Source organism: Streptomyces sp. NPDC059679 (assembly GCF_042734105.1).
Classification (GTDB): Bacteria; Actinomycetota; Actinomycetes; order Streptomycetales; family Streptomycetaceae; genus Streptomyces.
This window is the reverse complement of the sequence record NZ_JBHWES010000009.1, coordinates 127,520-147,079: the sequence shown is the minus strand read 5'-3', so window position 1 is coordinate 147,079 and position 19,560 is coordinate 127,520. Positions and strand designations below refer to the sequence as shown.

Below are 19,560 nucleotides of genomic sequence, written 5' to 3'. Positions count from 1 at the left end.
GGGCACGGGTGAATCGGGTCGGCGGGGGTTTGGGGGTGGGGGGGGGGGCGGGGGGGCGCCGCCGGTGCTCGGGGGCCCGGCCCGCGACGCTTACGCGCCTCAGTTGTGCTCTTTCCAGTCCGCCTGGGCCGCGTTGAGCTCCTTGGCGACCTTGTCGCAGAACTCCTTGGAGGTCATCTTGCCGAGCAGCACCCTCTGGAAGTTCGGCTCGTTGTCCGCCTTGCTGACGGTGTTCCAGTCCGGCAGGTAGTACGGCAGCTGCACCACCTTGGTCTGCGGGTCGCTGAGCGACTGCAGCGCCGCCTTGGTCGGCGGGGCCTGCTGGATCCAGGCGTCGTTCGCGGCGTCGACATTGGCCGGGATGGCGCCGACGTCCTCGTTCCAGAGGCTGTTCATCTCCGCGGAGGCCGCGAACTCGATGAACTTCCAGGCTGCCGCCTTGTTCTTGCTCGCCTTGAACAGGCCGAGGCCGTCGACCGGGTTGGAGACGATGGTGCGCGGCTTCCCCTCGGCGGACGGCGGCATCGGCACACCGGCGATCTTGTCCTTGCCGAACGCCTTCACATGGTCGGTGTAGCTGCCGAGGTTGTGCTGCAGCATGCCGATGTCGCCCTGGTCGAACTGGGCGACCATCTTCGTGAAGTCGTTGTTCAGGTCCGCTTCCGGGGTGACCTTCTTGTAGAGGCCGACGTACTTCTCCAGCGCCGCGACGTTCTTGGGGTCGTTGAGGGTGGTTTTGTCGCCGTCCCAGAAGGTGTCGATCCCGGACTGGGCGTACATCATCTCCATCGCCTGGGCGATGGACCCGGCACCGCCGCGCAGGGTGAAGCCGAACTTGTTCTTGCCCTGGTCGGTCAGTTCCTCAGCGGCCTTGTAGAAGTTGTCCCAGCTGGTCGGCGCGGGCAGGTTCTTCGCCTTGAACAGATCGGTCCGGTACCACAGGGTGCCCTGGTTGGCCGAGGTCGGGACGGAGAACATCTCCTCGCCGTCGCCGCCACCGGCCGCGCGGACGCTGTCCACCATGTTCTTGACCAGCTTGCCCTTGAGCGAGCTGTCCTGGATACGGTCGGTGACCGGCTCCAGGGCGTCCTGGGCGACCAGGCTGGCCAGATACGCCGTGCCCACGCCGCCCACGTCGGGCAGGCTGTCACCGCCGCCCTGGATGGCCGTGTCGTACTTCGACTGGACGTCGGCGATCGGGATCGGCACGTACTCGACCTCGATGTCCGGGTACTTCTTCTCGAACTTGGCGATGATCTGCTTCCAGATCGCGGTGCGCGGACCGCCGTTGTTGTCCCAGAAGACGATCTTGCCCTTGCCGGACCCCTCCGACCCGGAGCTCGACCCGTCGTCCCCGCACGCGGTGGCGGACAGGGCGAGGGCGAGCGTCACGGCCACGGCGGCGACGCCACGTACGGCTGGTATCGGGTGCTTTCTCATCGGGTTTATTCGCATGGTGCGCATCTCCTAGCGGTGAGTCTGGGGTGCCCAGCCGTCGCTGCCCGCGAGGTAGTCGGCTACCTCGTGGTCCGCGGCGTCGGCGTCCGTCATCCGCGGTCGGTCGGCGGACGGGGCGGCCCCCGGTCCGGTGTTGCGGTACTCGCTGAAACGGGCTTCCTGCCACGGGAATCCGCCCATGTCCGTCCACGCAGAGGACTTGAGCGCGGCGGGCAGCCAGGTGTCGCGGATCAGCACCTGGGCGATGGCGTCCGGCTCACCGCCGGGGTGCCAGGGGCGGCCGAGGTGGAAGGTCTGGTCGGGCGCGTCGCTGACGATCCGGCTCCGGGTGATGAGAAAGCCGTACGGATTGCCCTTCCAGGTGCTCGCGGCGGTGATGTAGCCGTTGTTGCTGTCGCTGCCGCGGCTGAGCGCCTTGATGGTGGAGCGCTCGATGACGGTGGTGGCGCGCCCGTAGATGAAGTCGACGTCCCCCTCGATGTACGCGTCGCGGAGATAGACGCGGCTGACGGTGGTCAGCTTGGGGCTGTCGGTCATCAGGGTGTCCTGGTTGCCCTTGAAGGCCGTGTCCGTGAACACGATCCGGTCGCCGGTCGTCTTCATGGCCAGCGCCTGCTCGCCCTTGAGCTCGTGGGCGGCCTCGTCGAAGTCGTTGACGAAGGTGAGGTGGCGGGCGGTCACATCGCTCGCGGCGATCAGGACGGTGGCGCTGCCGGTGGAGCCGCCGTATTCGGCGGGGGTGTCGTGGACGATGACGGTGTCGCCGCGGTCCCGTCCGGTGCCCAGGAAGGTGAGATGCGGCTTGTCGGCCGGGACGCGGACCTGCTCGCGGTAGGTGCCGGGCGCGATGGCGATCGTGATCCGGCCGTCGTTGCCCGACGGTACGGCGTTGACGGCGGCCTGGACGGTACCGAAGTCGCCGGAGCCGTCGGCCGCGACGCGCAGCACGGTGTCGGTGCCGAGGCTGTTCTGCGGTCCGGAGAACTTCTTCACCAGGGCGGGCACGGCGGCGGCCGGGTCGAGCCGGTACGGGTAGAAGTCGTGCGGGTCGAAGGCGGTGCCTCGGGTGTCGTGGCGGCCCGTGGTGTCGCGGGCGATGCTGCCGCGCTGGACGAGTTCGGCGGTCTCGTCGGCCTGGTAGGGGTGGCGGATCCCGTCGTAGTAGCTGTTCTCGATCACCATCTTGGTCCGGCCGCGGGACCAGTTGCCGTACGTCCACACCGGGTCCTCGTCCCGGTACTGGGCGGACAGGTAGTTGTTGTAGAGGTGGGCGTGGGCGGCGTTGTCGACGGACGGGCTGCGCTGCTTGATACCGGTGAACCAGTTGTGGTGCACGGTGATGTTCGTGGTCACGTTGTCGGTCCAGCCGAGGCCGAACGCCTTGTTGTGGTTCTTGAAGACGTTCCAGGAGACCGTGATGTTGTCGCTGTCCTTGCGGATGTCGAGCAGTCCATCGCCCATGTGGGTGAGCGTGTTGTGGTCGATCCATACGTGGTGGACGGTGTCCATCTGGATCGCGTCGAAGTCCTGGGTCTTGCCGTCCCAGTCGCCCTCGACATAGCTGTCCCGGATGGTGAGGTTCCGGATGATCACGTTGTGGGTGCCGGGGTTGAGGTGGAGCTCGCCGTGGACGATCTCCCCGGTGGTGCCCACGCCGATGAGGGTCTTGTTGGAGGCGACGATGATGTCGGAGCCGAAGGGGGATACGTCGATGGAGCCTGCGATGCGGATGGTGTAGGGGTCGGGGGAGGCGGCGTACGCGGTGAGGTCTTGCTGGGTGCGGACGGTTACTACTTTGCCGTCGGCGCCGCCTGTTGTGCCGCCTGCGGTGGCGGCGAAGCCGTCGGGGGTGTCGGGCCAGATTTTGGCTGGGGTTTGCGGTTGTGCTTGGGCTGTGGGGGCTTGGAGCGCTGGTAGTAGCGTCAGGAGTGTGGCCAGCAGTAGGAAGGTGGTCCTGAGAGCTCGCGCCGTTGTGCTTACTGTGCGTGGCCGTCTGCGGGTGGGGGTGTGCCCACCCGTCCCGCCCCGCGGGACGATTGCCCACAACCTCATGGGGCTGTTCCTTCCGTGCGGAAGTTTTTGAATTCGGCGTATCCCGGTGTTCCCTGGCCCTTGGGGGCCGTTGCGAAGAGGCCCAGTAGCGCGCCCACCCAGCGCCAGGGGGTGGCGGCGAAGACGGGGCCGGAGGGGTGCCAGTCGTTGCCCGTGCCCGTGTTGGTGAGGAAGCGGCAGCGGGCGCCGCGGGTGACCTCGATCCGGAGGTGGGCCCGGCCGTCGGGGGCGTCGCGTGGGGGTTCGGCGTCTCGTTCGCGTTCGGTGGCGACATCGGCGAAGCGGTGGACGAGGCGGGTTCCGTTCGCCGTACGCTCCAGGCCGATCCAGCCGAACGCGTCGCCCAGGAGGGCGAGTCCGGCCTTGGCGCCCGGCACCTCGCTGTGCAGGGACAGCTCGACCGTCACCGTGAACTCCTCCGCGGGCAGCCGCTGCACCAGCACGTTCGGCAGCCGCCGCAGGTCGTCCGCGTCCGCGGTGCGATGGCAGGTCAGCCACAGGCCGTCGCCGCTGTGGGCGGTGGTCAAGCCCGGGGCCGGGTTGGCCGTCCACGACCACTGGCGGCCGTACCGCCCGCCCGGGAAGCCGTCGTCGGTCGCCGGGGCCTCGCAGGGCTGCGGCTCCGCCTTGGGTTTGCGGTACGTGGCGACGGGTTCGCCGCGGTCGCCCATCACGGGCCAGCCGTCCTCGGCCCACTCCATGGGCTGGAGGTGCACCACGCGCCCGTACGCGCCGCGCTGCTGGAAGTGGAGGAACCAGTCCTCGCCCGCCGGGGTGTCCACCCAGGCGCCCTGGTGCGGGCCGTTGATGTCGGTGCGGCCCTGGGTGAGGACGGTGCGGTGTTCGTACGGGCCGAAGAAGTCCCGCGAGCGCAGCGCACCCTGCCAGCCGGTCTCCACGCTCCCCGCCGGGGCGAGGATCCAGAACCAGCCGTCCCGCTGGTAGAGCTTCGGCCCTTCGAGGGTGAACCAGCCGGGGATGGCGTCCGCGTCGACGATCAGTGTGCCCTCGTCCAGCAGGGCCGTGCCGTCCGGGCTCATCCGGTGGCCGGTGAGCCGGTTCTTGACCCCGGCGCGGGATTTGGCCCAGGCATGGACCAGGTAGGCCGCGCCGTTCTCGTCCCACAGCGGGCAGGGGTCGATCAGGCCCTTGCCCGGCTTGAGCAGATGTGGCCTGGTCCATGGGCCGCGCGGGTCGGGGGCGTTGATCTGGTGGATGCCGGTGTCGGGGTCGCCCCAGAAGATCCAGAAGCGGTCGTCGTGGTGGCGGATGCTGGGTGCCCACACCCCGCAGTCGTGCCGTGGGGCGGCGAACGCCTCCTCGGGTTCGAGGCGTTCCAGGGCGTGCCCGATGAGCCGCCAGTTGACCAGGTCGCGGGAGTGCAGGATCGGCAGGCCGGGGGCGCGGCCGAAGCTGGAGGCGGTGAGGTAGTAGTCGTCGCCGACCCGGATGGCGTCCGGGTCCGACCAGTCGGCGTTCAGCACGGGGTTGCGGTACGTGCCGTCGCCCTGGTCGGCCCGCCACACCGGCCCGTTCGCCGACGTGTTCGCCGATATGTTCGCGGATGGGCTCATACGGTCGCCCCCTTGTCGGACAGCTGGGCCCCGATCCGGGCCGCCGTCCGGCGGTCCAGGCGGCCGTCGGCGACCGCGGTGACGATGCGCCGGGTGACGGTGTCGGCGGGGGCGATCGCCAGCCGCCGGTCCCAGGCGAGGGCCGAGCCGACGCCCGGGTAGTCGCCGGTGCGGACGAACCAGGGGTCGGCGCGGGTGTCGCCGGTCGCCCCGGCGAACACCAGGGTCCAGTCCTCGGCCGCGAGCGCCAGCCAGTCCGAGGGTCTGCCGTGCACCGCGGCCTCGCCCTCGCCGTCGGCGCTGAAGACCCGCGGCGGCTCGGCGCGGCGCGGCGCGCGCCAGAAGAAGCCGCCGTAGCCCGCGCCGGGGCGGCCGTTGGTGGCCGGGCTGCCGATGGTGACGGTCTCCCCGGTCACATTGGTGAGGGCGGTGGTGAAGTCGAGCGCCCAGCAGCCGTCGGCGCCGTGCGAGAGGGCGCGCACCGCGACCGTACGTCGCTCCAGCAGGATCTGCCGCCCGCCCGCGACCCAGGACAGCTCCTCCACGAAGCCGTCCGGGTCGCGCAGCAGCCAGCCCAGGTGGCGCTGCGAGCCGTGGTTGTCCAGTTCGGTGGGGCCTTGGCCGCGCACATAGGTGCGGCCGCCCCAGAAGTTGCGCCCGGCCAGGTCCGGGACGGCCACGCCGACGCCCAGGTGGTGCGGGTGGTCGGCGGGGCGCGACTCGGTGACGGTGATGCCGGCCAGGGTCCGTACGGGGTGCAGAAACGGGCGGGGGGAGAGGATGTCGGGGAGCTGCGGGCGGTGGGTGTAGGTGCCGACGGGGCGTCCGTCGCAGCGCAGCACGGTGCAGGGGGGCCGGTTGGTCAGGGAACGGTTCATGTGTGGGGGACCTCCGCGGGGGGTGCGGCCCAGGGGGCGCGCAGTTCCGAGTAGAGGGCGAGGCGTTCCGCGCCGGCGGCGACCAGGCGGTCGATGCCCGGTACGATGCGGCGCTTCGCCGAGGGCGCCGCGCCGATGCCCGGCTCGGTGCGCCAGGCGTCCGCGGGGAGCCGGACCGGATCGGGGGCGGTGCGGATGGCTTCGACGACGCGCATGAACGCGCCGGTGCGGTGTGGGGGGACGAGCAGTTCGGTGCCGTCGCGCAGATGCGCGACCAGGTTCTCCAGGAGGTCGGTCCTGGGGTGGTCGGTGGTCTCCGGCTCGTGTCCCGGGCGCTCCAGGAGCACCCGGTCGAGCTTGTACCAGAAGGTGATCCGGCCGCGGTCGCCGTGGATCAGGACGTATGGCTCGCCGGGCTGTTCGGCGCAGAGCGTGGCGGCGACGGTGATGGTGGTCGTATCCGTACCGGTGGTGCGCAGCCGTACGCAGGAGGTGTCGTCGGCCTCGATGTCGTTGGCCCGGAACAGCTCCAGCTCGATGGAGGTGATGTCCTCGGCGCGGTCGGCGCCGTCGATGCGCAGGGCGGTGGCGACGGCGTGGGCGAGGGGGTTGGTGAGTACGCCGTCGATGACGTCCCGGCCGTCGAGGGAGCGGTGTCCGGCCCAGGGGGCGCGGGTGTAGTAGTCCTCGTCGCGGGCCCAGGCGCCGCCCGCGCCGATGCCGGTGACCTCTCCGATGGCGCCGTCGGAGATGAGTTTCCGGATCGCGGTCAGTGCGTGGGAGCCGAGCGACTGGAAGCCGATCTGGCAGGCGGTGCCGAGTCTGTCCAGGCCCTCGGTCATGCGGGTGAACTCGGCGTACGAGGGCGCGGGGGGCTTCTCCAGCAGCAGGTGGGCGCCGCGGCCGGCGGCGGCGAGGGCGAGGTCGGCGTGGGTGTGGATGGGGGTGCAGATGATGGCGATCCGCGCGCCGGTACGCGTGACGAGGTCGGCGAGGTCGGCGGACTGCTCGGGGGTGCCGATGCTGGCGCCGAGCTCTTCGGCGGTCAGGGGGGTGAGTTCGCAGACTCCGGCGAGCCGGACCAGGCCCTGGGCGGTCAGCCGCCGGATGTTCTCCAGGTGCCAGCGGCCGTGGCCGCGGGCCCCGGCGAGTACGAGGGGGGTGGGTTCCATGGTCGCCTCTCAGCCGATCCGTCCGGCGCCCGCGCCGCGCGCCACGTCCTTGGCCGCCTTCGCGGCGCCGTCGATCCGGCCGTGCAGGGCGGGGGTCCAGCCCGCGTCGGGCTCCAGGTCGCGTTCGCTGCCGGAGTTGTACGAGTTGTGGATGGCCAGCAGGTCGACGGGGTAGCCGTTGAACTCGGCTCCGCTCTGGTGCAGGGCGCTGCCGTTCCAGCTCTTGACCAGGTCGGCGGCCTCGACGTGGCCGGGCGTGGTGAACGCGTTGTTCTCGGCGTAGATCCGCGACTCGGTGGAGACGCCCCACGAGTAGCGGTAGTCGGCGCCCTCGGGGACGTCGTAGGCGTTGTTGTAGACGTGGACCTGGCCGAAGCGGACCCGTGGGGCGCGCTGGACGACGCCCTTGAAGCTGTTGTGGTGGAGGGTGACCCGCAGTTTGCCGCGGTCCGTGGTGACGCTGTCGCCGTTGCCGATGAGCATCGCCTTGTCGTGGTCGGCGAACCGGCTCCAGGAGACGGTCACCAGATCCGAGCCGTTGGTGATGTCCAGCAGCCCGTCGTGGCGCAGGTAGTTGCGGCCGAAGTAGGTGGGCTCGGCGGCGTCGGGGTGTCCCTTGTCGCTGATCGTCACATGGTCGACCCAGACGTGGCCGGCGCCGCGCAGCCAGATGTTGTCGTACGCGGTCTTCCAGTCTCCGAGGCCGCCGGTATTGGGCTGCCAGACGGGGAAGCAGTCGTAGGCGTCGCGCAGTTCGAGGTTGCGGACGATGACATTGGAGGCGTCCTTGACCTGGAGGCTCGCGCCCTTGAGGACGGCGTCCCGGCCGAGGCCCACGAGGGTGGTGTTGGAGCCGACGGCCAGCTCGACCCGCTCCGCCTGGCGCGCGGCGGAGGCCGCGCGGGCCTCCTCCTGCGGGCCGGAGGGCTTCTGCCCGCCCCAGGTGCGGGGGTCGTAGGCGGTCAGGTACTTCTTCGTGGTGTAGCCGTTGGTGGCGTAGTCCGCGCAGCTCAGCGGGCGCCCCTGGCCGTCGGTGTTGGCGTCGATGGTCCCCCGGACGTAGATGATCTTCGGTACGGGGCTGCCGCCGTCCAGCGCGGCGGCCAGCTGTGCCCGGGTCCGTACGGTGAACACCCGCGCGTCGTCGGCCGCGGCCCCGCCGGTGGTCCCGGCGCCCTCCGCCGCCCATCCGTCGTCCGCCCCGAGCACCTCGCGCCCGAGGTCACGGCCGAGGTCACGGCCGAGGTCACGGCCGGGGGCGGGGGCGGACTCACGGCCGTAGTCGTGGCTGGGCGCGGGCGGCCCGGCCTGCGCCCCGGCGGGCAGGGCCAGCGCGATCAGCACGGCGGCCGGCGCGGCGGCGGCCGGCGCCGTCGTACCGAGCCGGGTCCACCCCGTGCGCTTCGCGCGCGATTTCGCTGGAACCCCCCGTCCCTGGGGGTGCGCCATGCGCATCTTCGGACCTCCTTGTCCGCGAGAGTCGTACTCCGATCGGCGGCCGAGCCGCTGCGCGGCGGCGTTACGGCCTGGCGCCTAGCCCTTGACCGCGCCCGCGCTGAACCCGGTGATCAGCCACTTCTGGATGAAGGCGAACACGATGACGACGGGCACGGCGGCGATCACTCCGCCCGCCGCCAGTGCGCCCAGGTCGACGCTGTCCGACCCGATCAGCGTGTTGAGGCCGACCGGGATGGTCTGCTTGTCCTGGGAGCTCAGGAACATCAGGGCGAACAGGAAGTGGTTCCAGCTGTGGACGAAGGCGAAGGAGCCCACCGCGATCAGGCCGGGCCGGAGCAGCGGCAGCACCACCGCGCAGAAGGCGCGGAAGCGGCCGCAGCCGTCCACCCATGCCTGTTCCTCCAGGGACACCGGCACGTTCCTGATGAAGCCGCTGATGAGGATCATGGACAGCGGCAGCTGGAAGACCGTCTCTGCGATGACCACGCTCCCCAGCGAGTTGATCATCTGGAGGTTCTTGAAGATCTCGAAGAGCGGAACCAGCATCAGCGCGCCGGGGATGAACTGCGAGGCCAGCAGCGCCAGCATGAACGCCTTTTTGATCTTGAACTCGAAGCGCGCCAGGGCGTAGCCGCCGGCCAGGGCGACCGCCGTGGTCATCACCAGCGAGGAGACTCCGACGATCATGCTGTTCTGGAAGAAGATCCCGAAGCTTCGCTCGTTCCAGACCTTGGCGAAGTGCTCACCGGTCATCGGCCACGGCACCAGCGAGGTGGAGCCGGCCGGGCGCAGCGCGAACAGCAGCATCCAGTAGAACGGGATCAGAGTGAACAGCAGATAGAGGGCCAGCGGCAGATAGATCTGCCAGCGCGGCACGCCCTGGTCGATACCGCGCCCGCGCTTCTTGCCCTTGTGTGCGTCCGGAGCGGTGGCGGGGGCGGGGGCGAGGCCCTTCTCCGCGAGTGCGGTGGTCACTTGGTGTCGCCTCCGAACTTGCTCAGGCGCAGATAGAGAATCGAGCAGAAGAGAAGGATCACGAAGGCGACGGTGGTCAGCGCGGAGGCGTAGCCGAAGTCGTGTCCGTCGATGCCGGTGTTGGCGACATACAGCGGGAGGGTGGTGGTCTGCCCGGCCGGGCCGCCGCCGGTGAGGGTGTAGAGGAGGTCGACGTTGTTGAACTCCCACACCCCGCGCAGCAGCGTGGAGAGGATGATCGCGTCCTTCAGATGCGGCAGGGTGATGTGGAAGAACTGCCGCAGCCGGCCCGCGCCGTCGACCGAGGCCGCCTCGTACAGATCCTTCGGGATGGACTGCAGATCGGCCAGGATGAGGATGGCGAAGAACGGAACGCCGCGCCAGAGTTCGGCGAGCACGGCCGCCCAGAAGACGGTGCCGGTGCCGGAGAGCACCGAGGTGCCGTAGCTGCCGATCCCCGCGTCCGCCAGGTAGCGGCTGATGCCGGTGGACGGGTTGTAGAGCAGCATCCAGATGGTGGTGGTCAGCACCCCGGACACGGCCCAGGGCGAGAAGACCAGGGCGCGGGCGATGCCGCGGCCGATGAAGGTCTGGTTGACCAGCAGGGCGAGCGCGAGTCCGAGGACGAGCTGCAGCAGCACCTCGGTGACGACCCATTTGCCGCTGAAGGCGAGGGTGTCCCAGAACTGCGGGTCGTCGGTGAAGATCTTGGTGAAGTTGTCCAGGCCCGCGTAGCCGTTCCGCCAGGGCTTGGTGACGTTGTAGTTCTGCAGGCTGTAGTAGAGGACGCTGAGCATCGGATAGGCGATGAAGCCCAGCATCAGCAGCCCTGCGGGTGCGATCAGCAGATACGGGAGGCGGCGGGCGGAGCCTTTGCCTTTGGTACCACTGGTACGGCGCCGGGTGACCCGGGGTGGTTTCGCCACGGCGTCGGCCATGACTGCTTCTCCGTTCTCAGGGGTGCACGGTCGGGCGGGTGAAGCGCTTACCGAATGTTGTTCGGTATGTCGTGCAAAAAAATTGCTGCTCAGAGGGGAGTTCAGCCCGCGTATGGCTCGGGGTCCACGCCGGGGGCGGAAAGGAAGCGGAAGTCGCAGCCGGTGTCGGCCTGGGTCATCTGTTCCTGGTAGAGCGCGCCGTAACCGCGGGCGTAGCGGGGCGGGGGCGGTGTCCAGGCCGCCCGGCGCCGCTCCAGCTCGGCGTCGTCGACCTCCAGGCGCAGCGTGCGCGCCTCGACATCGAGGGTGATCAGATCGCCGGTGCGGACGAGGGCGAGCGGCCCGCCGACGTACGACTCGGGCGCGATATGCAGCACACAGGCCCCGTAACTGGTCCCGCTCATCCGCGCGTCGGAGATGCGGACCATGTCCCGCACCCCCTTCTTGAGGAGGTGGTCGGGGATCGGCAGCATGCCGTACTCGGGCATCCCGGGGCCGCCGAGCGGGCCGGCGTTGCGCAGCACCAGCACGCTGTCCTCGGTGATGCCGAGGGCGGGGTCGTTGATGGTGGCCTGCATCGTCTTGTAGTCGTCGAAGACGACGGCCGGGCCGGTGTGTTCGAGCAGCCGCTGCTCGCAGGCGATGTGCTTGATGACCGCGCCGTCGGGGCACAGATTGCCGCGCAGCACCGCCACCCCGCCCTCGCTCGCCCGCGGGTTGTCGAGCGGGCGGATGACCTCGGGGTTGTGGACGAGGGCGCCGTCGAGCTGTTCGCGCAGGGTGGTGTGGGCGACGGTCGGGCGGTCCAGGTGCAGGACGTCCTTCAACTGGGCCAGTTCGGCGAGGAAGCCGGGCAGGCCGCCCGCGAAGTGGAAGTCCTCCATCAGATAGCGGCCGCCGGGGCGGAGGTCGGCCAGCACCGGGACGGTACGGGCGATCCGGTCGAAGTCGTCGAGGGTGAGCCGCACCCCGGACCGCCCGGCCATGGCGATCAGATGGATCACGGCGTTGGTGGAGCCGCCGAGCGCGAGGACGGTGGCGACCGCGTCCTCGTATGCCTCACGGGTGAGGATCCTGGAGAGCTTGAGGTCCTGCCAGACCAGTTCGACGATGCGCAACCCCGAGTCCGCGGCCATCCGCTCATGTCCGGAGTCGACGGCCGGGATGGAGGAGGCGCCGGGGACGGTGACGCCCAGCGCCTCGGCGGCGGCCGTCAGCGTCGAGGCGGTGCCCATGGTCATGCAGTGGCCGGGCGAGCGGGCCAGGCCGCTCTCCAGCTCGGACATCTCACAGTCGCCGATTAACCCGGCCCGCTTGTCGTCCCAGTACTTCCACATGTCGGTGCCCGAACCCAGCACCTCGTTGCGCCAGTGGCCCGGCAGCATCGGCCCGGCCGGCACGAACACGGTCGGCAGGTCGGCGGTGGCGGCCCCCATCAGCAGCGCGGGCGTGCTCTTGTCGCAGCCGCCCATGAGGACCGCGCCGTCCACCGGGTAGGAGCGCAGCAGCTCCTCGGTCTCCATGGCGAGCAGATTGCGGTAGAGCATGGGCGTCGGCTTCTGGAAGGTCTCCGAGAGCGTCGACACCGGGAACTCGAGCGGGAATCCGCCGGCCTGCCACACCCCGCGCTTGACCGCCTGCGCGCGGTCCCGCAGATGGACGTGGCAGGGGTTGATATCGCTCCAGGTGTTGAGGATCGCGATGACCGGCTTGCCCAGGTGCTCCTGGGGGAGGTAGCCGAGCTGGCGGGTGCGGGCCCGGTGGCTGAAGGAGCGCAGGCCGTCGGTGCCGTACCACTGGTGGCTGCGCAGTTGTTCGGGCGTCTTTCTGCCGGAGCTCGTGGGGGTGTGGGGGGTCGCGGGCGTCATATCGCCCACCCCTGGACCAGCGCGGCGACCTCGGCGCGCTGCGGCTCGGGCAGCGCGCTGCTGGGCGGGCGGATGTCGCGGCGGCACAAGCCCAGCGCAGCAAGCGCTTCCTTCACGACGCTGACGTTGTTGGCCGACTGATGGGCGGCGCGCAGATCCTCGAACGGCCGGATCTGCTCCCACACCTTCATCGCGCCCGCGTAGTCCCCGGCGCGCAGCGCGCCCAGCATGTCGAGCGAGACCTTCGGGGCGACATTGACCAGTCCGGAGGTGAAGCCGGTGGCGCCGACGGCCCAGTACGAGGGCGCGTACAGCTCGGCGAGCCCGGCCACCCAGACGAACCGGTCGAGCCCCGCGTCGCGGGCCACCGCGGCGAAGCGCGCCGCGTCCGGGACCGCGTACTTGACGCCGATGACGTTGGGGCATGCCTCGCCGAGCCGGGCGATGGCGGCCCCCTCGATCAGCGGGTTGCGCAGATAAGGCACCACCCCGAGCTCGGGGACGGCCTCGGCGATGGCGCGGTGGTAGTCGACCCAGCCGTCCTGGGAGACGTAGGGGTGCACGGGCTGGTGCACCATCACCATCCCGGCACCCACCTCGCCGGCGTGCCGGGCGGCCTCGACCGCGGTGGCCACATCGTGGCCGACGCCGACGAGGACGGCGGCCCGGTCGCCGGTCTCCGCCACGGTCAGTTCGGTGACCAACCGGCGCTCGGCGAGGGTGAGGGCGTAGAACTCGCCGGTGTTGCCGTTGGGGGTGACGGCCCGTACGCCGCCGTCCAGGAGCCGGCGCAGCAGGGCGCGGTAGGTGTCCTGTTCCACCGCGCCCTCGGCGTCGTACGGAGTCACCGGGATCGCCACGACGTCCGCGAGCGCCGCCCTCAGTGGTGAGTGGTCCATACGGTGCCTATCCCTTCTGATCGGGCCGGTACGGCTGGTCGGGCCGTACGCGGCGGAGCCGCATATCGGTAGGGGTCGGTGGGCCGGTTGGGCCTGTTGGCCGGGGACGGTCGCGGGTTGGGGGTGGGTCGCGTGGGCGCGCGCGGGACCGTCCCCTCATCGCACGCGCCCACGCGGTCTAGGGGGCGGCCTCCGCGGCCCGGGCGGCGCCCGGGGCCAAACCGCCTGCGGCATCCGGGCGTTCGGGAACTTCCGCGACGTCCGGGAAGGCGCGCCGGACGAAGGAAGCGATGTGGTCGTGCAGGGCGGCGGCCGCGCCGTCCGCGTCACCGTCGAGCGCGCGGGCAAGGATCTCGCGGTGCTCGTCCGCCTCCCGCTCCCAGGACGGAACGGCCTGCCAGGCGACGGCGGAGACGAGGGCCGCCTGATCGCGCAGCTCGTCGAGGATCCCGGCCAGCAGCGGGTTGCCGCAGGGCAGATACAGCGCACGGTGGAAGTCGCGGTTGGCCAGCGAGCGGCCGGCCGGGTCGGCCGCGGCGGCGGAGCGCTCCAGGGCGGCGCTCGCGCCGGCCAGGTCGGCGCGCGTGGTGACGGTGCGGCGCAGCGCCTCGGGCTCGAGCAGCAGGCGTACGTCATAGACGGCGTGGGCCATAGCGGTGTCGACGGTGCGTACGGTCGCGCCCTTGTACTCGCTCATCACGACGAGCCCCCGGCCGGCGAGGGTCTTGAGCGCTTCGCGGACCGGGGTCTTGGAGACGCCGAACTGGGCGGCCAGCTCGGTCTCGACGAGGGGCTGGCCGGGCCGCAGCCGTCCGGTGAGGATCCCGTGCTTGACCGCCTCCAGTACGTACTGTGTACGGGAGGGGATCGGGCTCGGCGCAATGTCCATGGGGCTCTCAGATCTCACATATCGCGTCTCATATATGACGTACGAAGTACGACGCGATGAAATTAGGACCGCCCCGGGGGTTCGTCAACGGTTCTGACGAAATTGCCGGGGCGGCCCAGGTGAGTCGAGTGCGCTCAGGGAAGCCGTTCGAGGGCGGTGCGGACAGCGGCGAGGTCCGCGTCGGAGGCGAGTCCGGCGTGGTAGAGCCGGATTTCGTCCGCGCCGAGTCCGACCGCGTGGGTGGCGTCGGCTTCGAGGGTGCCCGGGCTGCCGCCCATGCCGGCGACGACGGTGAAGTTCGCCGCCAAGGTGGTGCGTTCGGTCTTGTGCGGGACGAAGGGGGTCAGCACATCGACCCGCCCCGCGTCGTTCCCGGTGCAGGGCAGTACGACGCCGTCGGCGTGGCGGAGGATGCCCGCAGGGTCCACCCCGACGTTCGCGCCGAAGCGGTGGGGCGCCGGGTCGGCGTGCAACAGCACCTGGAACTCGCCGCTCGCCGCCCCTCGTACGGCGGCGACGGCGTCCCGCTGCAGCTCGGCCGCGACCCGGTCGCGCCAGGTGGCGAAGGTGGCGGCGTGGTCGGCGCCGAGCAGCTTCTCCACCTCGGCCCACTCCGCGGCCCGGTCGCCGCCGCCCTGGGCCGCCTCCCCCGACCAGATCGGCCGCAGCGCGCGCCGCACCGCCTGCCGCAGCTCCTCGGGGTCGGCGCCGAGCGAGGCGTAGCCCGCGTGGCAGCTGTCGCAGAAGCACAGCGACATCAGGTACTGGGCCGCACCGCCGAGCGGCACCCCGCCGATCTTGTCGTGCGCGTGCAGATGTGTGACCCCGTACCAGCCGCAGGACTCCAGCTCGGTGCCGCGGGTGCCGGGGCGCACCGCCGCCTCGGCGGCCAGGTCGACCACGTACGCGCGCACCTCGGGGCGGGCGATACAGGGCGCCCAGGGGTAGCGGTCGCCGTACGCGTTGCGCACGGAGGTGTGCGGAAGCTCGTCACCCATACGGGAGTTGTGCGCGAGGACCACCCAGGAGTGCACCTCGAGCCCGGCGTCGGCGAGCGCGCCGGCCGCCGCGCCGTACGGGTCGGCGCCGTCCACCCAGGACTGCTCGTACGGGCGCGGCGCCCGGCCCGCCCAGCGGTCGGGGTCCGGCGGGTAGAGGACGGCGGCGTGCCGGGCGGTGACGATGCGGTGGCGCGGGTGGCGCGGGGTCAGCGCGCGGGTGGAGTGGTACGCCGAGGCGAGGGTGACCTGCTGGACCCCGAGGTCGGCGATGCGGCGGGCGGCGTCGGGATCGCCGACGACGTCCCAGGGGTAGACGAAGGCGGAGGCTTTCAACGCGGTTTCCCCCTAGGGGTCGTCGGGCGGTCGTCAGACGTGGCCGTCGGACACGGTCGTCAGGCGCGGTCGTCGGCTACGGTAGCGGCGTTGCCCCCGGGCACCAGGGCCAGCCCGCGCTCGATCAGCTCGGCCAGCTCCTTGACGTGGGCGGGGCTGGGCTCCGACAGCGGCGAGCGCACCTCACCGACGTCCAGACCGCGCATCCGTACCCCCGCCTTGACGAGCGAGACGGCGTAGCCGCGCCCCTGGTTGCGCAGCTCGACCAGCGGCCGGTAGAAGCCGTCCAGCAGTGCGTTGCACGTCGCGTCGTCGCCCGTGATCAGAGCCTTGTGGAAGGCGAGGGCGATCTCGGGGGCGAAGCAGAAGACCGCGGAGGAGTAGAGCAGCACGCCGATGCCGCGGTAGGCGAGCCCGGTCAGCTCGGCGGTGGGCAACCCGTTGAAGTAGAGGAACTTCCCCTCGGGGTCGTCGGCGCGCACCGCGCTGATGATGCGCTGTAGCAGGTCCAGGTCGCCGAGGCCGTCCTTGAGCCCGATGATGCCGGGGACCTTGGCCAGCTCGACCACGGTCTGCGGGGTGAAGACGGCGTTGTCCCGCTGGTAGACGATGACGTCGAGGCCGGTCGCGCCCGCGAGCGCGGTGTAGTGCCGCAGCAGCCCCTCCTGGGAGGCGACGACCAGATACGGCGGCATGGCCAGCAGCCCGTCCGCCCCGGCCTCCTCGGCGAGCTTCGCGTACTGGATGGCGAGGGCGGTGCCATACCCCGCCCCGGCGATCACCGGCACCCGCCCGTCGGCCACCTCGACGGCGGCGGCGACGGTGGCGCGGAACTCCTCGGCGGTGAGCGCGTGGAACTCGCCGGTGCCACAGCACGCGAAGACAGCGGCCGCCCCCGCCTCGATCCCGCCGCGCACATGCGCGCGATACGCGTCGAGGTCCAGGGCGCCGTCGGGCCCGTAGGCGGTCACGGGGAAGAACAGCAGTCCGTCAAGGCGCTCGGCGAGTGAGGCTGAGGTCACGGGCTCTCCCTGTCGTGTGCGCCGACGTGCCATCACCTCATCGGCGCGTACATGTTTCTGATCGTCATCTACATTTATGAACGAAGCCACGGTAGGACAGCCTGCCCGCGCGGGTCAAGGCGGCTGCACGCACGCGGCCCCGCGCGCGACACGCCCCCACCCGCTCCCACGACTCTTGACGCACCCCCGCCACCATCCCTAGCGTGTCCATGTTCATGAACGGCATCTATGTATGAATTTCCGCCCTTAACGGAGGAGTTCCCCACATGCCCGCTCCCCGCACCGTTCTCCTCACCGGCGCCGCCGGCGGCATGGGCACCCTGATGCGCGAACTGCTGCCCGCGACGTACGGGTACCGGGTACGCCTCTTCGACGTCATGCCCATCGAGGGCGAGCCGGACGCCATCACCGCGGACCTCGCCGACAAGGACGCGCTACGGGAGGCCGTACGGGGGGTCGACGCGATCATCCACCTCGCGGGCATCTCCCTGGAAGCCCCGTTCGAGAAGATCCTGCGGGCCAACATCGAGGGCACCTACAACCTCTACGAGGCGGCACGCGAGGCGGGCATCCACCGCATCGTCTTCGCCTCCAGCAACCACGCCGTCGGCTTCACCCCCCGCCCGGCCACCACTCCCGTGCCGGAGGAATCCCTCATCCCCATCGACACCCCGCGCCGCCCGGACACGTTCTACGGCCTGTCCAAGTCCTTCGGCGAGGACCTGGCGTCCTTCTACTGGGACAAACACGGCATCGAGACGGTCGCCATCCGCATCGGCTCCTGCTTCCCCGAGCCGACGTCGGTGCGCATGCTGTCGGTCTGGATGAGCCCAGCCGACGGCGCCCGGCTCCTCCATGCGGCCCTCACGGCGGAGGATGTCGGCTACACGGTGGTCTACGGCAGCTCGGCCAACACCCGCCTGTGGTGGGACCTCACCTCAGCCCGCGCACTGGGCTACGAGCCGCAGGACGACTCGGAGCCGTACGCGGCGAAGCTCATCGCTGAGCAGGGGGAGCTCGACCCGGGCAACCCTGATCATGCTTATCTGGGCGGGCACTTCTGCACCAACCCGCCGATTTGGCCGTACTGAGGGTGTTGGGCTACAACATCCGGCGAGGCTAGGCCTGTCCGGCTTCCAGGCGGGCCAGGTACTCGGTGGCCGCGGGCGCCTCGGCGGCGCCGAGGCGTTGGTAGACGGCCACGGCCTCGCGGAGAGTGGCGATGGCGGCCTGGTGTGTGCTGTCGGTGCGTGCTTGGCAGCGGGCGATTCCTTCGAGGGCATGCGCTTCGCCAAGGAAGCTGCGGATCTGACGTGCCAGGAAGAGAGCTTGCTGATAGACGGCAATCGCTTGCCCGTCAGATTCGGCCAGAAGATCGCCGGTGCTATTCAGTGCTTCCACCTCTCCCTGCATATCACCGACCTCCTTGAACAGGCTGTGTGACCGTGCCAGCAGCTTGGACGCTGCTTCGAAATCCCCCACCTGGGTTCGCACCATGCCCAGCTCGTGCAGCGCGAATGCCTCGCCCTGGCGGTTGCCGAGGACTCGGTACAGATCCAGCGCCCGCTCAGCCAAGCCCGCCGCCCCCACGTAATCACCCATCAGCCGCCGGACTTCTCCAAGCTCCCGCAGAGCGTTCGCCTCGCCCAGACGGTCACCGAGATCGCGGCACACATCCAGCGCCCGCTCAGCCAACCCCGCCGCCCCCACGTAATCACCCATCAACTGCCGGACCTGACTCAGCTCTGGCAGGGCGTTCGCCTCGCCGAGACGGTTGCCGAGGACTCGGTACAGATCCAGCGCCTGCTCGGCCAACCCTGCCGCGCCCACGTAATCACCCGTCAACCACAGCACCCGCCCCAGGTCCCGCAGGGAACCTGCCTCGCCGTTGCGGTCGCCTAGGGCGCGGAACAAATCCAGCGCCTGCTCAGCCAGCTCGGTCACCCCCGTGTAAGCACCCATCAACCACCTCACCCGACCCAGCTCCCGCAGAGCGTTCGCCTCGCCGAGACGGTCACCAAGGGCGCGGAACACATCCAGCGCCTGCTCGAACAGTTCCGCCGCTCCCGCGTAATCACCCCCCAATCGCACCCGGCCCAGGTCCCACAGGGCGTTCGCCTCGCCGCTGCGGTCGCCTAGGGCGCGGAACAAATCCAGCGCCTGCTCAGCCAACTCCGCCGCCCCCGCGTTATCACCCGTCAACCACAGCACCCGCCCCAGTTCCCGCAAGGAACCTGCTTCGTTGTGGGCGTCGTTGACGAGGTGTGCGGTTTCGGCGGCGGTTCGATGGAGGGTGATGGCCTGGTCCCACGGCCCTTGCTGGCGGAGAAAAACAGCCATGGCATTAGCGAGGGCGATGAGATGGGTGGGGTGGGTGTGCCCGGCGGTGTGACGAGCGCAGGCGAGGAGGTTGGGGTATTCGGTACGCATCCACGCCAGAGCGTCTCCGTGGGTGGTGAGTTCGGGTGCGGCATCGGGTGCGGGGGTGGTGTGGGGGCGTGGGGTGGTGTTGAGGCGGTGGTCTGCGGTTTCGGCAGTGTGGGTGTAGTAGGTCAGTAGGCGGTCAGTGGCTTGAGCGCGGGTGTCGGCCGGGTCGTGGGTGGTAAGGGTGTGGGCGTATTCGCGCAGGAGGTCGTGGAGCCAATAGCGGTGGCGCGCGGGTTCTTCGATGAGGTGGTCGGCGTAGAGGGTTTCCAGGTGGCGTCGCGCTTTGGCCAGGGGGATGTCGGCGAGGGCTGCGGTGGCGTAGGGGTCGATGTCGGGGCCGGGGTGGAGGCCGAGGTGGCGGAAGAGGCGCTGGAGGTGGGGTGGGAGATCTCGGTAGGAGAGGTCGAAGGCGGCGGCGACGGCGCGGTTGTCGGCCTCGAGTTCGCCCAGGCGGTCCTGTGCGGTGGCGAATTCGTCGGTGAAGGTGGTGAGGTCCCAGGCGGGGTGGTGGGCCAACCGTGCGGCGAGCAGGATGATGGCCAGGGGGCAGGTGTCCGCACAGCCGTACGGCCTCGGTGACCGCTGACCGGTCAACTTCGGTGGGGCTGCGGCGGGC

At 70.4% G+C, this 19,560-nt stretch carries 15 protein-coding genes; 1 reads left to right on the top strand and 14 read right to left on the bottom strand.

Features of this window, described 5'->3' with window-relative positions; translation table 11 throughout:
• Positions 1-99: 99 nt before the first annotated feature.
• The 13 genes from ACFV2X_RS13485 to ACFV2X_RS13425 all read right to left on the bottom strand — a co-directional run bounded on the left by ACFV2X_RS13485 (position 100) and on the right by ACFV2X_RS13425 (position 16,517).
• Positions 100-1,440 (bottom strand): ABC transporter substrate-binding protein, encoded by a 1,341-nt coding sequence (locus ACFV2X_RS13485; protein ID WP_385615387.1) that lies wholly within the window; start codon positions 1,438-1,440, stop codon positions 100-102.
• Positions 1,441-1,467: 27 nt separating this feature from the next.
• Positions 1,468-3,510, bottom strand: coding sequence for a pectinesterase family protein (locus ACFV2X_RS13480; protein WP_385615384.1), 2,043 nt, complete (start codon positions 3,508-3,510; stop codon positions 1,468-1,470).
• Positions 3,507-5,084 (bottom strand): glycoside hydrolase 43 family protein, encoded by a 1,578-nt coding sequence (locus ACFV2X_RS13475; RefSeq protein WP_385615382.1) that lies wholly within the window; start codon positions 5,082-5,084, stop codon positions 3,507-3,509. The genes ACFV2X_RS13480 and ACFV2X_RS13475 overlap by 4 nt, the downstream gene beginning before the upstream one ends.
• Positions 5,081-5,962 carry a PmoA family protein gene (locus tag ACFV2X_RS13470; RefSeq protein ID WP_385615379.1) on the bottom strand — a complete coding sequence of 294 codons (882 nt, stop codon included), beginning with the start codon at positions 5,960-5,962 and terminating at the stop codon, positions 5,081-5,083. Before ACFV2X_RS13470 ends, ACFV2X_RS13475 begins: the two co-directional genes overlap by 4 nt.
• The gene (locus ACFV2X_RS13465) at positions 5,959-7,134 is read right to left on the bottom strand and encodes a Gfo/Idh/MocA family protein (protein ID WP_385615376.1); all 1,176 of its coding nucleotides are present in this window, start codon (positions 7,132-7,134) and stop codon (positions 5,959-5,961) included. The genes ACFV2X_RS13470 and ACFV2X_RS13465 overlap by 4 nt, the downstream gene beginning before the upstream one ends.
• Positions 7,135-7,143: 9 nt before the next feature.
• Positions 7,144-8,589 (bottom strand): polysaccharide lyase family 1 protein, encoded by a 1,446-nt coding sequence (locus ACFV2X_RS13460; RefSeq protein ID WP_385615373.1) that lies wholly within the window; start codon positions 8,587-8,589, stop codon positions 7,144-7,146.
• A 78-nt stretch (positions 8,590-8,667) separates the two neighbouring features.
• Positions 8,668-9,480: a carbohydrate ABC transporter permease gene (locus ACFV2X_RS13455; RefSeq protein ID WP_385615555.1), complete on the bottom strand. Its 813-nt coding sequence runs from the start codon at positions 9,478-9,480 to the stop codon at positions 8,668-8,670.
• 83 nt (positions 9,481-9,563) lie between these two features.
• A complete protein-coding gene (locus tag ACFV2X_RS13450) occupies positions 9,564-10,505 on the bottom strand; it encodes a carbohydrate ABC transporter permease (protein ID WP_385615370.1) in 942 nt (313 codons plus the stop codon).
• A 101-nt stretch (positions 10,506-10,606) separates the two neighbouring features.
• A complete protein-coding gene (gene araD / locus ACFV2X_RS13445; RefSeq protein ID WP_385615368.1) occupies positions 10,607-12,373 on the bottom strand; it encodes an L-arabinonate dehydratase in 1,767 nt (588 codons plus the stop codon).
• Positions 12,370-13,272: a dihydrodipicolinate synthase family protein gene (locus ACFV2X_RS13440; RefSeq protein ID WP_385615365.1), complete on the bottom strand. Its 903-nt coding sequence runs from the start codon at positions 13,270-13,272 to the stop codon at positions 12,370-12,372. Before ACFV2X_RS13440 ends, araD begins: the two co-directional genes overlap by 4 nt.
• 178 nt (positions 13,273-13,450) lie before the next feature.
• Positions 13,451-14,161 (bottom strand): GntR family transcriptional regulator, encoded by a 711-nt coding sequence (locus ACFV2X_RS13435; protein ID WP_385615362.1) that lies wholly within the window; start codon positions 14,159-14,161, stop codon positions 13,451-13,453.
• Between the two features lie 134 nt (positions 14,162-14,295).
• Positions 14,296-15,495: a hypothetical protein gene (locus tag ACFV2X_RS13430; protein WP_385615357.1), complete on the bottom strand. Its 1,200-nt coding sequence runs from the start codon at positions 15,493-15,495 to the stop codon at positions 14,296-14,298.
• Positions 15,496-15,554: 59 nt separating this feature from the next.
• A complete protein-coding gene (locus tag ACFV2X_RS13425; RefSeq protein WP_385615354.1) occupies positions 15,555-16,517 on the bottom strand; it encodes a 5-dehydro-4-deoxyglucarate dehydratase in 963 nt (320 codons plus the stop codon).
• A 266-nt stretch (positions 16,518-16,783) separates the two neighbouring features.
• On the opposite strand from ACFV2X_RS13425, the gene ACFV2X_RS13420 reads away from it, so the two are divergent.
• Positions 16,784-17,608 carry an NAD-dependent epimerase/dehydratase family protein gene (locus ACFV2X_RS13420; protein WP_385615351.1) on the top strand — a complete coding sequence of 275 codons (825 nt, stop codon included), beginning with the start codon at positions 16,784-16,786 and terminating at the stop codon, positions 17,606-17,608.
• A 28-nt stretch (positions 17,609-17,636) separates the two neighbouring features.
• Here the strand turns inward: ACFV2X_RS13420 and ACFV2X_RS13415 are convergent, their stop codons facing one another.
• Positions 17,637-19,538: a tetratricopeptide repeat protein gene (locus tag ACFV2X_RS13415; protein WP_385615349.1), complete on the bottom strand. Its 1,902-nt coding sequence runs from the start codon at positions 19,536-19,538 to the stop codon at positions 17,637-17,639.
• Positions 19,539-19,560: the final 22 nt, after the last annotated feature.

Bases quoted from the DNA above. Each gene is read 5' to 3' on its own strand.
- ACFV2X_RS13465 (WP_385615376.1), bottom strand. From the start codon at position 7,134: ATGGAACCCACCCCCCTCGTACTCGCCGGGGCCCGCGGCCACGGCCGC.
- ACFV2X_RS13485 (WP_385615387.1), bottom strand. From the start codon at position 1,440: ATGAGAAAGCACCCGATACCAGCCGTACGTGGCGTCGCCGCCGTGGCC.
- ACFV2X_RS13470 (WP_385615379.1), bottom strand. From the start codon at position 5,962: ATGAACCGTTCCCTGACCAACCGGCCCCCCTGCACCGTGCTGCGCTGC.
- ACFV2X_RS13440 (WP_385615365.1), bottom strand. From the start codon at position 13,272: ATGGACCACTCACCACTGAGGGCGGCGCTCGCGGACGTCGTGGCGATC.
- ACFV2X_RS13460 (WP_385615373.1), bottom strand. From the start codon at position 8,589: ATGCGCATGGCGCACCCCCAGGGACGGGGGGTTCCAGCGAAATCGCGC.
- ACFV2X_RS13450 (WP_385615370.1), bottom strand. From the start codon at position 10,505: ATGGCCGACGCCGTGGCGAAACCACCCCGGGTCACCCGGCGCCGTACC.
- ACFV2X_RS13480 (WP_385615384.1), bottom strand. From the start codon at position 3,510: ATGAGGTTGTGGGCAATCGTCCCGCGGGGCGGGACGGGTGGGCACACC.
- araD (WP_385615368.1), bottom strand. From the start codon at position 12,373: ATGACGCCCGCGACCCCCCACACCCCCACGAGCTCCGGCAGAAAGACG.
- ACFV2X_RS13420 (WP_385615351.1), top strand. From the start codon at position 16,784: ATGCCCGCTCCCCGCACCGTTCTCCTCACCGGCGCCGCCGGCGGCATG.
- ACFV2X_RS13475 (WP_385615382.1), bottom strand. From the start codon at position 5,084: ATGAGCCCATCCGCGAACATATCGGCGAACACGTCGGCGAACGGGCCG.
- ACFV2X_RS13435 (WP_385615362.1), bottom strand. From the start codon at position 14,161: ATGGACATTGCGCCGAGCCCGATCCCCTCCCGTACACAGTACGTACTG.